Genomic DNA, 13675 nt, shown 5'->3' with positions numbered 1-13675 from the left:
AGCACTTTATTGAGAATTTTTCTCATTATCATCACCACCGCGTTTTTTTTGGGCTCAAGCGCTACTTGAGATACAATGTGTCAATTCTAATTAATAACAGATGCCTTATATGCGCAGTTTGATTTATTGGATCATATTATCCCTTTCAGCCCCGGCTATTGCAGAAACAATGGCTGCGCCTGAAAAACAGCCCCACGTTCCGACTGACATTCAGCAACACGGGTTTATTTATTGCGTTAATGGCAATCTGAATACCTTTAATCCCCAACTGGCTAGTAGTGGCTTAACTGTCGATACACTGGCCGCCCAACTTTACGAACGTCTATTAGATGTTGATCCTTATACTTACCGTTTGCTCCCTGAATTAGCTTCCCATTGGGAGATACTGGATAACGGCGCTACTTACCGCTTTTATCTACGCCGTAATGTCTCATTTCAATCAACAGACTGGTTTACTCCGACCCGTACAATGAATGCTGATGACGTCATCTTTAGCTTTAAACGTCTGTTTGATAAGCAACACTATTATCATAACGTCAATGGCGGGCATTATCCCTATTTTGACAGTCTCCAATTGGCCGACTCTATTCAAAGTATCCGTAAAATTAATGAATATACGGTGGAATTTCGCTTAAACGAACCAGATGCCTCTTTTCTTTGGCATTTGGCAACCCACTATGCCCCGATACTTTCACAAGAATATGGGCGACAATTGCATCAAATGAATCGCCATGAACAAATTGACTGGAAACCTGTCGGTACTGGCCCGTTTATGTTGAAAGATCATCGGACCAGACAATTTATCCGTCTGGTTCGCCATGATAAATACCGGAAAGGCAAACCACAAATGCGGCAAATAGTTATTGATGTCGGCGCTGGCGGCACCGGCAGAATGTCTAAGCTTTTAACCGGTGAATGTGATGTATTAGCGTATCCCGCTGCCAGCCAGCTGACAGTTTTACGAGATGATCCCCGCTTACGTCTGACTTTACGCCCAGGAATGAATATCGCTTATCTGGCTTTCAATACCAGCAAGCCGCCACTTGATAAACTACAGGTTCGCCAAGCCATTGCCTACGCTATTAATAACCAACGGCTGATGCAATCCATCTATTATGGTACGGCGGAAACAGCCTCATCAATTTTACCTCGGGCGTCATGGGCTTATGATAATCAAACTGAAATTACGGAATACAACCCAGAAAAATCCCGCAAAATACTTAATGGTCTTGGATTAAACGGCTTGCAATTGAGCTTATGGGTACCTTCCGCCTCTCAATCATATAATCCAAGTCCACTCAAAATGGCAGAGCTGATTCAGGCCGATTTAGCACAAGTTGGCATTACCATGAATATTAAACCTGTTGAGGGCCGCTTTCAGGAAACCAAGCTGATGGATAAATCTCACGATATGACCCTATCAGGCTGGTCAACTGATAGTAATGACCCAGACAGTTTTTTCCGGCCACTGTTAAGTTGTGCTGCTATTGCTTCACAGACCAATTTCAGCCATTGGTGTGATCCAGAATTTGATAAAACTTTGCGGGAAGCTTTGATTAACCAGCAATTATTATCCCGAATTAAGTATTACCATGCGGCTCAACAAATCCTTGAACAGCAATTACCTGTATTACCATTAGCCTATTCTCTGCATTTACAGGCTTACCGTTACGATATTAAAGGGCTAGTACTCAGTCCATTTGGTAATACCTCTTTTGCCGGTGTTTATCGGGAAAAAGAGACTGATCAAATGACTCAAAAAGGTGGCAAATGATTATTTACACTCTCCGTCGTCTGCTTTTGCTGATTATCACCCTGTTTTTCCTGTCGCTGATAAGCTTTAGTCTCAGCTACTTCACACCTAATGCTCCTCTCAGCGGAGCATCCCTGTTTGATGCCTATATATTCTTTTTCCACAGCTTATTACTATGGGATTTTGGCGTATCCAGCATCAACGGCGAACTTATCAGCGCACAGCTATGGGAAGTGTTCCCCGCCACAATGGAACTCTGTACTCTGGCTTTCTCTGTCGCCTTGCTAATCGGCATCCCACTCGGGATTATTGCGGGGGTATGGCGTAACAAACCAGCGGATACGGTTATCACTTCCATTGCTCTAGTCGGATTTTCCATCCCGATTTTCTGGCTAGCACTATTACTCACCCTATTTTTTTCCCTTTATCTCGGCTGGCTACCGGTCTCAGGGCGCTTTAATCTGCTATATCAGATTGAACCTGTGACAGGTTTCTCATTAATTGATGCCTGGTTATCAAAATCACCCTATCGTAATGAGATGATCATCAGTGCCGTGCAACATTTACTGCTACCCGTGATTACCCTCGCAGTTGCACCGACCACCGAAGTTATTCGGTTGATGAGAAACAGTACAGAAGAGGTTTTTGGTGAAAACTATATCAAAGCCGCCGCAACCCGCGGTTTATCAAGGCTGACAATTATCCGTCGTCATGTGTTACACAATGCGTTGCCCCCTATCATTCCGAAACTAGGATTACAATTTTCCACCATGCTGACACTGGCAATGATGACAGAACTCGTATTTAACTGGCCGGGACTTGGCCATTGGTTAGTCAGCGCCATTCGTCAGCAAGATTATTCCGCCATTTCTGCCGGTGTTATGGTGATTGGCACACTGGTGATTTCTGTCAATGTTCTGTCTGATATTATTGGCGCAATAACTAACCCTCTGAAGCATAAGGAATGGTATGCCCTTAGATAATTTTTATCGTGAAAAGAAAATGCCGTCACCGATAAAGGTCATCTGGCGCTTTTTTTATTCCGACATGTTGGCAATGATGGGGTTTTATGGGGTGCTTATTCTGATTGCCCTCAGTCTGTTTGGTGGCTATCTGGCCCCTTATCAGCTCGATCAACAATTTCTTGGTCACCAACTACTGCCGCCTTCATGGTCATATCACGGTAATATCGCATTTTTTCTAGGTACTGACGATCTTGGGCGCGATATTCTTAGCCGATTACTAATAGGTACCGCATCCACCTTCGGTTCAGCGCTGTTAGTCACTTTAGCCGCCGCTTTGTGTGGTCTGATCATCGGCTGTCTGGCAGGTATGACACGAGGACTGAAATCCGCGATACTCAATCATATTCTCGATACATTACTCTCTATCCCATCTCTATTGCTGGCAATTATTGTCGTCGCCTTTGTGGGGGCCAGTTTGCAACATGCAATAATTGCTATTTGGTTGGCGCTATTACCACGTATCGTTCGCACGGTTTACAGCGCCGTTCACGATGAGCTAGATAAAGAATATGTTATTGCCGCTCGTCTGGATGGAGCCTCTAATTACCATATTCTATGGTATGCCGTATTACCAAACATTACCGCCGCCTTGGTCAACGAGTTAACACGCGCCATTTCTATTGCCATACTTGATATCGCTTCACTTGGTTTTCTTGATCTTGGCGCCCAACTCCCCTCACCAGAATGGGGAGCCATGTTGGGCGATTCACTGGAGCTAATCTATGTTGCGCCCTGGACCGTTATGTTGCCCGGCGCGGCAATCATGTTCAGTGTCTTGTTAGTCAATTTATTAGGTGATGGATTACACCGTGCAATTAATTCCGGGGTGGAATAATGCCATTACTCGACATTCGCAATCTCACTATTGAATTTATGACTGCCAAAGGGCCAGTTAAAGCGGTTGATCGCGTCAGTATTTCACTGGTAGAAGGCGAAATACGTGGTCTGGTTGGTGAATCCGGCTCTGGTAAGAGTCTGATTGCCAAAGCAATAAGTGGAGTCACTAAAGATAATCTTAAAGTGACGGCTGACCGTTTTCGCTTCGATGATATTGACCTGCTCCGTCTGACTCCACGGCAGCGCCGAAAAGTGATCGGCCACAATATCTCAATGATTTTTCAGGAACCACAATCCTGTCTTGATCCTTCTGAAAATATTGGTCGGCAACTCATTCAAGCCATCCCCGGCTGGACTTACAAAGGCCGTTGGTGGCAACGTTTCAAATGGCGAAAACGCCGGGCTATTGAATTACTCCACCGTGTGGGAATTAAAGATCATAAAGACATCATGAATAGCTTCCCTTGCGAATTAACGGAAGGAGAATGTCAGAAGGTCATGATCGCTATCGCATTGGCTAACCAGCCACGTCTGCTGATTGCAGATGAACCAACCAATGCGATGGAACCGACCACCCAAGCTCAGATTTTCCGTCTGTTAGCACGATTGAATCAGAACAATAACACCACCATTTTACTGATAAGTCATGACTTGCAAGTCATGAGCAAACTGGTGGATCGCATTAATGTTCTGTATTGTGGTCAAACGGTCGAAAGCGCCGTTCCCGATGAATTACTGATAACACCTCATCATCCCTACACACAAGCGTTAAGCCGCGCTATTCCTGATTTTGGCAGCTCTTTGCCTCATAAAAGTAGGTTAAACACCTTACCCGGCGCTATTCCATCCCTTGAGCACCTACCCATCGGCTGCCGTTTAGGTCCGCGTTGCCCTTATGCGCAAAAAACGTGTATTGAAACACCACGGTTGCGGGTGATTAAAAACCATGCTTTTGCCTGCCACTTTCCACTGAATCTGGAGGAACAGTAATTGGTTAATACTCTACTAGAAGTCAAGAACTTGGCTAAAACTTTTCGTTATCGAACGGGTTTTTTTCACCGTCAACATCTTGATGCGGTAAAACCCGTTAGTTTTACTTTAAAAGCTAAACAGACACTGGCGATTATTGGTGAAAACGGTTCCGGGAAATCAACACTGGCAAAAATGCTTTCAGGTGTTATTGAACCCACTTCCGGCGAAATCATGATCGAAGGCCATAAACTCACTTACGGTGATTACAGTTATCGCAGCCAACGCATTCGCATGATATTTCAGGACCCAAGTACATCGCTAAATCCTCGTCAGCGTATTGGGCAAATTCTTGATATTCCCCTTCTGCTTAATACAGCACTCAATACAATGGAGCGGGAAAAACGGATCAACCAGACATTGCGACAAGTTGGCCTGTTACCGGACCATGCCAATTATTATCCGCATATGTTAGCCTCAGGCCAAAAACAACGGGTAGCACTGGCGCGCGCATTAATATTACAACCTCAGATTATTATTGCTGATGAGGCATTAGCATCACTCGATATGTCTATGCGATCTCAAATCATTAATCTGATGTTGGAATTACAGGAAAAACAGGGTATTTCTTACCTCTATGTCACCCAGCATCTTGGCATGATGAAACATATCAGCGATCAGGTGCTGGTCATGCATCAGGGGGAAGTTGTCGAACGGGGAAATACCGCAGAAGTGTTGGCTTCTCCTCTGCATGATATGACCCGCCGTCTGATCGCCAGCCATTTTGGTGAGCCACTCACCGCTGATGCCTGGCGGCAGGATATTCCTTGACATATAGAAAACGATAATCACTGCTCGGAGCAGAACGCAAAATACAGCATATTTCTCTCTAGCGTGATAGAATTACTGGGTTTATTAACAATAAAACGTCATATTGATATTGTCTCTATGAGCAATTTTAATCCATTAATATCATTACCGGCGTTATCACACAAGGATACTGTTATGGGTTTTATGACCGGCAAGCGCATTCTGATCACTGGCGTCGCCAGTAAACTCTCCATCGCTTATGGTGTTGCAAAAGCAATGCATGACCAGGGAGCTGAGCTGGCTTTCACTTATCAAAATGACAAGTTGAAACCTCGTGTTGAAGAATTTGCAGCTTCCCTGAACTCTACTATCGTTCTGCCATGCGATGTAGTCGAAGATGAAAGCATCGAAGCCCTGTTCACTGAATTGGGTAAGGTCTGGCCAAAATTCGATGGCTTTGTTCACTCCATTGGCTTTGCACCGGCTGATCAACTGGATGGTAACTATGTCAATTCCGTTACCCGCGAAGGTTTCAGAATCGCACACGACATCAGCTCTTACAGCTTTGTCGCTATGGCAAAAACTTGCCGTGAAATGCTGAACCCAAATTCTGCTTTACTGACTCTCACCTACCTGGGAGCAGAGCGCTCAATCCCTAACTATAACGTAATGGGTCTGGCAAAGGCATCTCTGGAAGCTAACGTTCGTTATATGGCTAACGCTATGGGTGCCGAAGGTATTCGTGTTAACGGTATCTCTGCTGGCCCTATCCGCACTTTGGCTGCGTCTGGCATCAAAGATTTCCGTAAAATGTTGGCTCACTGTGAAACTGTTAACCCAATTCGCCGCACTGTAACAACTGAAGATGTTGGTAACGCTGCGGCATTCTTGTGTTCGGATCTGTCCGGTGGTATTACCGGTGAAATTCTGCATGTTGATGGTGGTTTCAGCATTGTCGCAATGAATGAACTGGAATTGAAATAATCTGATTAATAATCAGTAAATTTCAACTCACAAAACAAGGCCCGAAAAGCTAGTTTTTCGGGCCTTTTATTATCAATAAAATAACAAATTAATTACTTCATTAAATCATCACTAGTAGGTAAAAATTAATTCTAATTCAAAATATAAAAAAACTATTGGAACGAATTATTAAACCCTTTGTAATTAAAGAGTTAAGCGATATTACCTTATAACTATTTTACTGAAATAAAAAATATCATCTTGTTTCCTTGCGCTAATCAGTAATATGTCCTTTAATATAATCAATAACTTAATTTCATTAAATCGATTATCAGTACAACATTTACAGGTAAATATTTCCAGTTAAATATTTTTAATGCAATATTTTATTATTATTTTACCCTTTTAGTTTAAATATTATATTTCACGCTTTTATACAATTTAATGATATTTATTATTTTAGCAAGGTGCATAAAATGAAAAATGATTTTTTAATTATATCTAATATGTTTAAATCAATCACCAATATAAAATTTCCAGAATGTCTGAAAAATCATGATCCATCCCAAGGAATTGCAGTTTCTTGGAATGAGTTTAAGGAATCATTATATCACTGGCCATCAGCATTGGAAGATTATGAATATGCATATAATTCCGATGAACAAGATATTGATAGAATTATTAAAAATATACACAAAGCAACAACTTATTTAGGTTCACTTAGCAGTGGATATTTAGGTCATGGTTATATTGCCAGAGTCGATCATGCATTGAAAGAAATTGAATCAGATTTTAGTAAGCTAAACGATTTCATCTCAAAACTACCACAACTATTTGAAATATCTCAAATTGATTTTGAACACAAGAAAAACTTCGCAGAAAAAACACACATAAAAATACAACAATTATTAAAGAATATTCCCGATGGAGAAGATAAAAAACAAATATACAAAGTCTCTTTATTGATGGAAGAAATCACATTAAATATATCAGACGTTTCATTTAGTCTTAGAAATATAAATAATTCCGTCAATAGACTTAACGGACAAATAGAAACAATTAATAATATTTATAAAAAGTTAGTCGAAAACTTTAATCAAGAGAATAAAAAAGATATTTTTACAAGAAACTATAGACAATGCATGATTTATTTTAGTGACTTTACAAATAAATTCAATTTATTTTCCTATGATTACAAATCATTTAACAAGAATAATATATTAATTATCTTATAACCAATATAAAATGAATTCTTGTAACTATCAATAATCGCCATTATTTACTCCATATAATATAACCAATTGCAAAATATACTATATGACACAAAATACGGGGAAGTTTTGAATAAGTCACTTCATCCAAAATCTTTCCCTAAACTTCTAAATTAACGTAACCAATCTATTTGAAAATAATGATAAAAAAATAAATAATCGCCTCTATACCAGAATATAGAAAAGGATTATTCACGATACAATCACACCACCTTATATCTATTTAATCATTCATTTATTTCCATCTGTCGTGGTAGTATATATCAAGGCTATAGCAATGCCTTACTGAGTTCCTTTGTCCTATTATATCTATTACCGGAAACTTTTAAGGAGCGGCACATGAAACTTTATTACCAACCTGGAGCTTGTTCTCTCTCACCTCACATCATACTTCGTGAAGCAGGACTTGATTTCAGCATGATTAAAGTTGATCTGAAAACTAAAAAAATGGAGAACGGCGACGATTTTTTCGCAATTAATCCAAAAGGCCAGATACCAACTCTTCTGTTAGATAACAATGAGATCCTCACCGAAGGAGCTGTTATTGTCCAATATATTGCCGACCAGAGACCGGACAAAAAATTAATCGCACCAGCCGGAACGATGGAACGATATCATCAACTTGAATGGATTAGCCATCTTTCCAGTGAAATCCATAAAGGATTTTCACCCCTGTTTTTCCCGGGAACACCAGAAAATTATCGTCCTGTTGCTATTAATAATCTACTCAGGAGATTCAAGTATATAGATAAGGTATTAGCAGAACAGCCATACATTGCTGGGGAGCACTTTACTGTTGCTGACGCTTATTTATTCACCCTCAGTAGCTGGGCGCCTTTAGTGCAATTGGATCTATCTGATCTGGTTCATCTTAAAGATTATCAAAAGAAGATTGCAGAACGTCCAAGTGTTCATGATGCCCTGAAAGCAGAAGGGTTAATTTAAGAGTAAAAAAACCGTTCCACATAATATCAGTGGAACGGTTAAATGTCTTAATCCAATTGCGTCGCACAGAATTTATAGCCAGGAGTCACCATTCTGTCCTGCGCAGCCACAATTTGTAGTTCGTATTCGCCCATATCTTTCGTTGTTACCATCACTTCATAAACCGCAGCAGCAACATGTTCGAGGGCAGTTTGTAAAGACTCGCCTTTTAATAGGTTAACCAATAGCAGGCCACTGGTTAAATCACCCACACCAACCGGCTGACGTTCGCCAAAATCCACCAAAGGCCGACTTACATGCCAGCTATGCTCTTTAGTCACTAATAGCATTTCAAAATGATCAGCCCGATAACCAGCACGACTAAGATGTTTAACCTGTACAATATCAGGCCCTTTCTCACATAATGTTCGGGCAGCCACAACAGCCTGTTCTACATTAGCCACTTTCTGCATACTCAGTGTTTCAAGCTCCAGTAAATTTGGTGCAATAATGTTACTTACAGGAAGTGCTTCTTCACACAGAAATTCAGCCACCCCCGGCGCAACAATACAACCTTTTTCTGGGTGCCCCATGACGGGATCGCAGAAATACCAAGCATCAGGATTCACCGCTTTTACCCGTTTCACTATATCGATAATATGGCTCCCCTGTTCCGGTGAACCGATATATCCACTCAGTACCGCATGACAAGATTTAAGCTGTTCAATTTCTTCAATGCCCTGAACGATTTCCGTAAGATGATTCGCCGGCATAACACACCCTTTCCATTGAGCATATTGGGTATGATTTGAAAACTGTACGGTATTCAATGGCCATACATTCACCCCCATCCGACGCATAGGGAATTCCGCAGCACTGTTACCAGCATGACCAAAGACAACATGGGATTGAATTGAGAGAATATTTTTCACAATGACGGCCTATATTTTATTCTGGCTTCTGTTTATAAGATTAAAGTCATGGTAAGAAAAAGGGCAACATTTGTGTTGCCCCATTATAATGCAATATCAGTTATTTCCAGCAGATCAAACAATCGTGTTTTTTACCACGACGCAACAGGGTGTAACGACCAAACAGACGGTTACTGTCAGTAAACAGATATTCAGGTTCAGATTGTTTTTCACCATTAATTGCGACAGCGTTGGAACTGATCATAGTACGCGCCTGACCACGAGAAGGTACTAACCCAGCATTAACTAAAGCTTGTTGCAAATCCGCACCTTTTTCCAGCTCAATTACCGGCATACCATCCTGTGCCAATTGAGCAAAATCCGCTTCGGTCAAATCAGCAACGGCCCCAGAGAATAAACTTTCTGTAATCCGTTTAGCGGCTGACAACCCTTCTTCACCATGCACCATACCAGTAACTTGTTCTGCCAACACGTACTGAGCACGAGGAGCTTTACCGCTATTTCTATCTTCTTCTTCCAACGCATCAATATCTTCAAGACTCATGAAAGTAAAGAATTTCAGGAAGCGATAGACATCGGCATCCGCAGTATTAATCCAGAATTGATAGAATTTGTACGGGCTGGTTTTCTTCGGATCCAACCAAACAGCGCCACCTTCTGTTTTGCCAAACTTAGTGCCATCAGATTTCGTGATCAGCGGAACAGTCATGCCAAATACTTGTTTCTGGTTGATACGACGAGTCAGATCAATACCAGAAGTAATATTTCCCCACTGGTCAGAACCACCAATCTGTAACTCAACACCATGTACTTCATTCAGGCGAGCAAAATCATAGGATTGCAGTAGGTTATAAGAAAACTCAGTGAAAGAGATACCCACATCATCACGGTTCAAACGCTGTTTAACCGCTTCTTTATTAATCATCTGATTAACTGAGAAATGTTTGCCGATGTCACGCAGGAAAGTCAGAACATCCATGTTGCCAAACCAATCATAATTGTTGGCTGTTTTAGCGCTATTTTCACCACAATCAAAATCGAGGAAAGGTGAAACCTGTCTACGGATTTTCTCTACCCACTCTTTAACGGTAGCTTCAGTATTCAGTTTACGTTCAGTAGCTTTGAAGCTTGGATCGCCAATCAAACCCGTAGCCCCACCAACTAACGCCACGGGTTTATGCCCGGCCAGCTGGAATCGTTTTAAACACAGCAAGGGAACCAGATGCCCCAAATGCAAGCTGTCAGCGGTCGGATCGAAACCACAATAGAGAGAGACAGGCCCCTGCGCCAGTCTCTCTGCTAACGCATTCTCATCCGTCACCTGGGCAATGAGGCCCCGCTCTTGCAGTTGTTTTATCAGGTTATTGCTAGACATTAATGACTCCATCAATTTGTGTATTTTGTCTGTTGTATAAATCGCGACTTAAAAAGAGTGCGGCATAGCATAAAACGCTACTACTATAAGTGCTAGTATTAAAAATAATAATCCACGATTTATGGCGCAAGCCTGTCAATATGCCAACTATCGCCTTCCCGTTGATAAATAAACCGGTCATGGAGCCGATTTGCACCACCTTGCCAAAATTCAACAGAATCAAAGGTCACTTTGAATCCTCCCCAAAAGCTAGGCAAAGGCACCTCGCCATTCAAGAATTTCTGTTTTAACTCAAGGAACTTCCCTTCTAAAATACCGCGTGCGGAAATACGAGAGGATTGTTGTGACGCCCATGCAGCAATCTGGCTATCTCTGGGACGACTATGGAAATATTTCATCACTTCAACAGGAGAAAGACGTTCCGCTTTACCAAGAAAAGAGACTTGCCTTTCCAGAGGATACCAAGGGAAATGGAGGCTGATTTTGTTATTGTGCGCTAAATGTTCTGCTTTCCGGCTGCCTAAATTTGTATAAAAAATCAAACTATTTGTATCAAAATGCTTCAATAACACAATGCGTTGATACGGTTGGCCATTCTCATCAACCGTTGCTATACACATTGCAGTTGGATCACTCAACTTAGCTTCACATGCTTGCTTAAACCAACGCTCAAAAAGTTCGATAGGTTCTTTAGTTAAATCTTTACGTCTTAACCCACCGCGAATATATTCACGGCGTAATTCTGCAACATCAAATTCATTATGTTCTGACATTAACGTAACTCTGTTTATGACTCACTAAATACCAGACAGCTTATCATTGTTATTGATTATTAACAGGATAAATCGCCCCTAAAATGGTTTCAGTACTCGCACCGGTAACAGAAGGCAAATTCCCTGACGCACCTGACATCGTACGGAATGCCAACCAAGCAAATGCCAGTGCTTCCATATCATCGCCGCTTAAGCCATATTTATCTGTCGGGCAAACCTCCGTTCCCGGTAATAATGCAGAAAGTCGACTCATTATCTGTGGGTTACGTGCGCCGCCGCCGCAAACCAACAGACGTTCACATCCACCACTCAACATGATTTGCTGTGACACAGACACTGCTGTCAGTTCGGCCAGTGTTGCCTGGACATCAACTGGAGATATGTCAGGAAAGTTAGCTAATTGCGCCTCCAACCAACTCATATTGAAATACTCCCGGCCTGTGCTTTTAGGAGCTGGCCGTGAAAAATAGTGATCAGAAAGCATTTGTCTAAGTAGCTGGTTATTAACCGCACCTTCCCGCGCCCATTGCGCATCTTTATCATAAGGTTTTTTCTGATGACGCCACACCCAACTATCCATCAGCATATTACCCGGACCTGTGTCATAACCTTTGACCGGTGATCCCGGTAATAGCGTCGTTATATTGGCAATACCGCCGATATTGAGAATTATTCTGCGTTCTGTCGGATGCCCTAAGACGGCGAAATGAAAAGCGGGAACTAATGGCGCTCCCTGCCCGCCATATGCCATATCTCTCCGACGAAAATCGCCAACCACAGTCATCCCAGTTAAAGCTGCGATACGGTTATTGTCGCCAAGCTGCATAGTGAAAGGCGTGTGACCATCTGGCTCATGCCAAACGGTTTGTCCATGACATCCCACAGCGATAATGTCACTGGTGGTTAACCCTGTTTTAATCAGTAAGCCCTGCACTGCTTCAGCGAATAAAGAACCTAGTTCATAATCTAACCGACCAATTGCTGATAATGTCGTTTGCTGCCCTTGGCAGACCGCAAGAATTTTCTGTTTTAATTCGTGTGGGAATGGATGTGAATAACTGGCTTGTTGAGCAACAACTTTATCATTGATTGCTGCAAGCACCACATCAACGCCATCCAGACTTGTCCCCGACATTACACCAATATAACGACCTGACTTCATAACCATTTAATTTGCCTTCCTGCTTAAAATCTGTCTTGATAAAATCAGAAACCACGCCAATAACTATAAAGCGCAGTGGTTTTGGCTGTATATGACTAATAGACAAACTAAGGAATAAAACCTGAGTTTTGGAAACAACTTCACAAAAAATGCTGAATTTCTCATTAATAGCTATTTCTTTTAAAAATCTCTATTGACGTTTAATATATGTTTAGCACTAGATTGCTAATGTACTGGCATTCTATTTGGATAAACTTTTTATTACTTATTGCCAATGCCAGTTGTTAGCCTGATTGCCCAGTAAGCTATCAGATTTCCGCAGTCAGGCATCGAAATTAGGAGTTACTATGTTTAAGCACTTTTTAGTTAGCGCGGTTGCCGTTGCTTCATTATCAGGCTGTGTCAACACCGATTCTCTTTCTGGTGATACCTATACCGCTGGACAAGCTAAGCAGGTCCAGACTGTCTCTTACGGTACAATTGTTTCTGTTCGTCCTATCAATATTCAGGCGGGTAGCGATGAGAATGTATTAGGCGCAATTGGCGGCGCGGTTCTAGGAGGCTTGGTTGGTAATACTATTGGCGGCGGTAGTGGCAATACATTGGCGACTGCCGCTGGTGCGATTGCCGGTGGTGTTGCAGGCCAAAACGTTCAGGGGGCTCTTAACACAACTAAAGGTGTGGAACTCGAAATTCGTCGTGACAGCGGTGAAAGTATCATTGTTGTTCAAAAGCAAGGTAAAACTGTTTTCCATAAAGGTCAACGAGTAAGAATCGCAGGCCAAGGCAGTAGTATTACTGTTTCACCTCGACAATAAGATATAGAAATAAGAAAACCGTGACTTCATTTTGGTAAGTCGCGGTCTTCTTTCATCCGGTTA

General features: G+C 41.9%; 13 protein-coding genes. 9 read left to right on the top strand and 4 right to left on the bottom strand.

The window, feature by feature from the left end; translation table 11 throughout:
• Positions 1–109: 109 nt before the first annotated feature.
• From sapA to gstA, 8 genes are all read left to right on the top strand, one after another.
• A complete protein-coding gene (gene sapA / locus C6H66_RS06850; protein ID WP_105395196.1) occupies positions 110–1774 on the top strand; it encodes an ABC transporter substrate-binding protein SapA in 1665 nt (554 codons plus the stop codon).
• The gene (gene sapB / locus C6H66_RS06845; protein ID WP_105395168.1) at positions 1771–2736 is read left to right on the top strand and encodes a putrescine export ABC transporter permease SapB; all 966 of its coding nucleotides are present in this window, start codon (positions 1771–1773) and stop codon (positions 2734–2736) included. The genes sapA and sapB overlap by 4 nt, the downstream gene beginning before the upstream one ends.
• Positions 2723–3613 carry a putrescine export ABC transporter permease SapC gene (gene sapC, locus C6H66_RS06840; protein WP_105395167.1) on the top strand — a complete coding sequence of 297 codons (891 nt, stop codon included), beginning with the start codon at positions 2723–2725 and terminating at the stop codon, positions 3611–3613. The genes sapB and sapC overlap by 14 nt, the downstream gene beginning before the upstream one ends.
• Complete coding sequence (gene sapD / locus C6H66_RS06835) at positions 3613–4605, top strand: putrescine export ABC transporter ATP-binding protein SapD (protein ID WP_036805456.1); 993 nt, start codon at positions 3613–3615, stop codon at positions 4603–4605. Before sapC ends, sapD begins: the two co-directional genes overlap by 1 nt.
• Positions 4606–5415 carry a putrescine export ABC transporter ATP-binding protein SapF gene (gene sapF / locus C6H66_RS06830; RefSeq protein WP_036805454.1) on the top strand — a complete coding sequence of 270 codons (810 nt, stop codon included), beginning with the start codon at positions 4606–4608 and terminating at the stop codon, positions 5413–5415.
• Positions 5416–5589: 174 nt separating this feature from the next.
• Complete coding sequence (gene fabI / locus C6H66_RS06825) at positions 5590–6378, top strand: enoyl-ACP reductase FabI (protein ID WP_105395195.1); 789 nt, start codon at positions 5590–5592, stop codon at positions 6376–6378.
• A 455-nt stretch (positions 6379–6833) separates the two neighbouring features.
• The gene (locus C6H66_RS06820; protein WP_105395166.1) at positions 6834–7592 is read left to right on the top strand and encodes a hypothetical protein; all 759 of its coding nucleotides are present in this window, start codon (positions 6834–6836) and stop codon (positions 7590–7592) included.
• Between the two features lie 375 nt (positions 7593–7967).
• Positions 7968–8573, top strand: a complete 606-nt coding sequence (gene gstA, locus C6H66_RS06815) for a glutathione transferase GstA (RefSeq protein WP_105395165.1) — start codon at positions 7968–7970, stop codon at positions 8571–8573.
• Between the two features lie 47 nt (positions 8574–8620).
• On the opposite strand, the gene pdxY is transcribed toward gstA, so the two are convergent.
• The 4 genes from pdxY to anmK all read right to left on the bottom strand — a co-directional run bounded on the left by pdxY (position 8621) and on the right by anmK (position 12794).
• Complete coding sequence (gene pdxY, locus C6H66_RS06810; protein WP_105395164.1) at positions 8621–9484, bottom strand: pyridoxal kinase PdxY; 864 nt, start codon at positions 9482–9484, stop codon at positions 8621–8623.
• Between the two features lie 100 nt (positions 9485–9584).
• The gene (tyrS, locus tag C6H66_RS06805) at positions 9585–10859 is read right to left on the bottom strand and encodes a tyrosine--tRNA ligase (protein WP_105395163.1); all 1275 of its coding nucleotides are present in this window, start codon (positions 10857–10859) and stop codon (positions 9585–9587) included.
• Positions 10860–10978: 119 nt separating this feature from the next.
• Positions 10979–11632 (bottom strand): pyridoxamine 5'-phosphate oxidase, encoded by a 654-nt coding sequence (gene pdxH, locus C6H66_RS06800; RefSeq protein WP_105395162.1) that lies wholly within the window; start codon positions 11630–11632, stop codon positions 10979–10981.
• Positions 11633–11681: 49 nt separating this feature from the next.
• Positions 11682–12794 carry an anhydro-N-acetylmuramic acid kinase gene (gene anmK / locus C6H66_RS06795; RefSeq protein ID WP_046396894.1) on the bottom strand — a complete coding sequence of 371 codons (1113 nt, stop codon included), beginning with the start codon at positions 12792–12794 and terminating at the stop codon, positions 11682–11684.
• A gap of 347 nt (positions 12795–13141) precedes the next feature.
• Between anmK and C6H66_RS06790 the strand changes: the two genes are divergently transcribed.
• Positions 13142–13612: an outer membrane lipoprotein gene (locus tag C6H66_RS06790; protein ID WP_036805439.1), complete on the top strand. Its 471-nt coding sequence runs from the start codon at positions 13142–13144 to the stop codon at positions 13610–13612.
• Positions 13613–13675 lie beyond the last annotated feature (63 nt).

The organism is Photorhabdus hindustanensis, assembly GCF_002968995.1.
GTDB classification, from domain to species: domain Bacteria; phylum Pseudomonadota; class Gammaproteobacteria; order Enterobacterales; family Enterobacteriaceae; genus Photorhabdus; species Photorhabdus akhurstii.
The sequence above is the reverse complement of the archived record's forward strand: the minus strand, read 5'-3'. Positions and strand labels throughout refer to the sequence as shown.

What these genes read in the sequence shown, in the direction of transcription:
- sapA (WP_105395196.1), top strand. Translation starts at nt 110, where the DNA reads ATGCGCAGTTTGATTTATTGGATCATATTATCCCTTTCAGCCCCGGCT.
- sapB (WP_105395168.1), top strand. Translation starts at nt 1,771, where the DNA reads ATGATTATTTACACTCTCCGTCGTCTGCTTTTGCTGATTATCACCCTG.
- sapC (WP_105395167.1), top strand. Translation starts at nt 2,723, where the DNA reads ATGCCCTTAGATAATTTTTATCGTGAAAAGAAAATGCCGTCACCGATA.
- sapD (WP_036805456.1), top strand. Translation starts at nt 3,613, where the DNA reads ATGCCATTACTCGACATTCGCAATCTCACTATTGAATTTATGACTGCC.
- fabI (WP_105395195.1), top strand. Translation starts at nt 5,590, where the DNA reads ATGGGTTTTATGACCGGCAAGCGCATTCTGATCACTGGCGTCGCCAGT.
- C6H66_RS06820 (WP_105395166.1), top strand. Translation starts at nt 6,834, where the DNA reads ATGAAAAATGATTTTTTAATTATATCTAATATGTTTAAATCAATCACC.
- gstA (WP_105395165.1), top strand. Translation starts at nt 7,968, where the DNA reads ATGAAACTTTATTACCAACCTGGAGCTTGTTCTCTCTCACCTCACATC.
- tyrS (WP_105395163.1), bottom strand. Translation starts at nt 10,859, where the DNA reads ATGTCTAGCAATAACCTGATAAAACAACTGCAAGAGCGGGGCCTCATT.
- pdxH (WP_105395162.1), bottom strand. Translation starts at nt 11,632, where the DNA reads ATGTCAGAACATAATGAATTTGATGTTGCAGAATTACGCCGTGAATAT.
- anmK (WP_046396894.1), bottom strand. Translation starts at nt 12,794, where the DNA reads ATGAAGTCAGGTCGTTATATTGGTGTAATGTCGGGGACAAGTCTGGAT.
- C6H66_RS06790 (WP_036805439.1), top strand. Translation starts at nt 13,142, where the DNA reads ATGTTTAAGCACTTTTTAGTTAGCGCGGTTGCCGTTGCTTCATTATCA.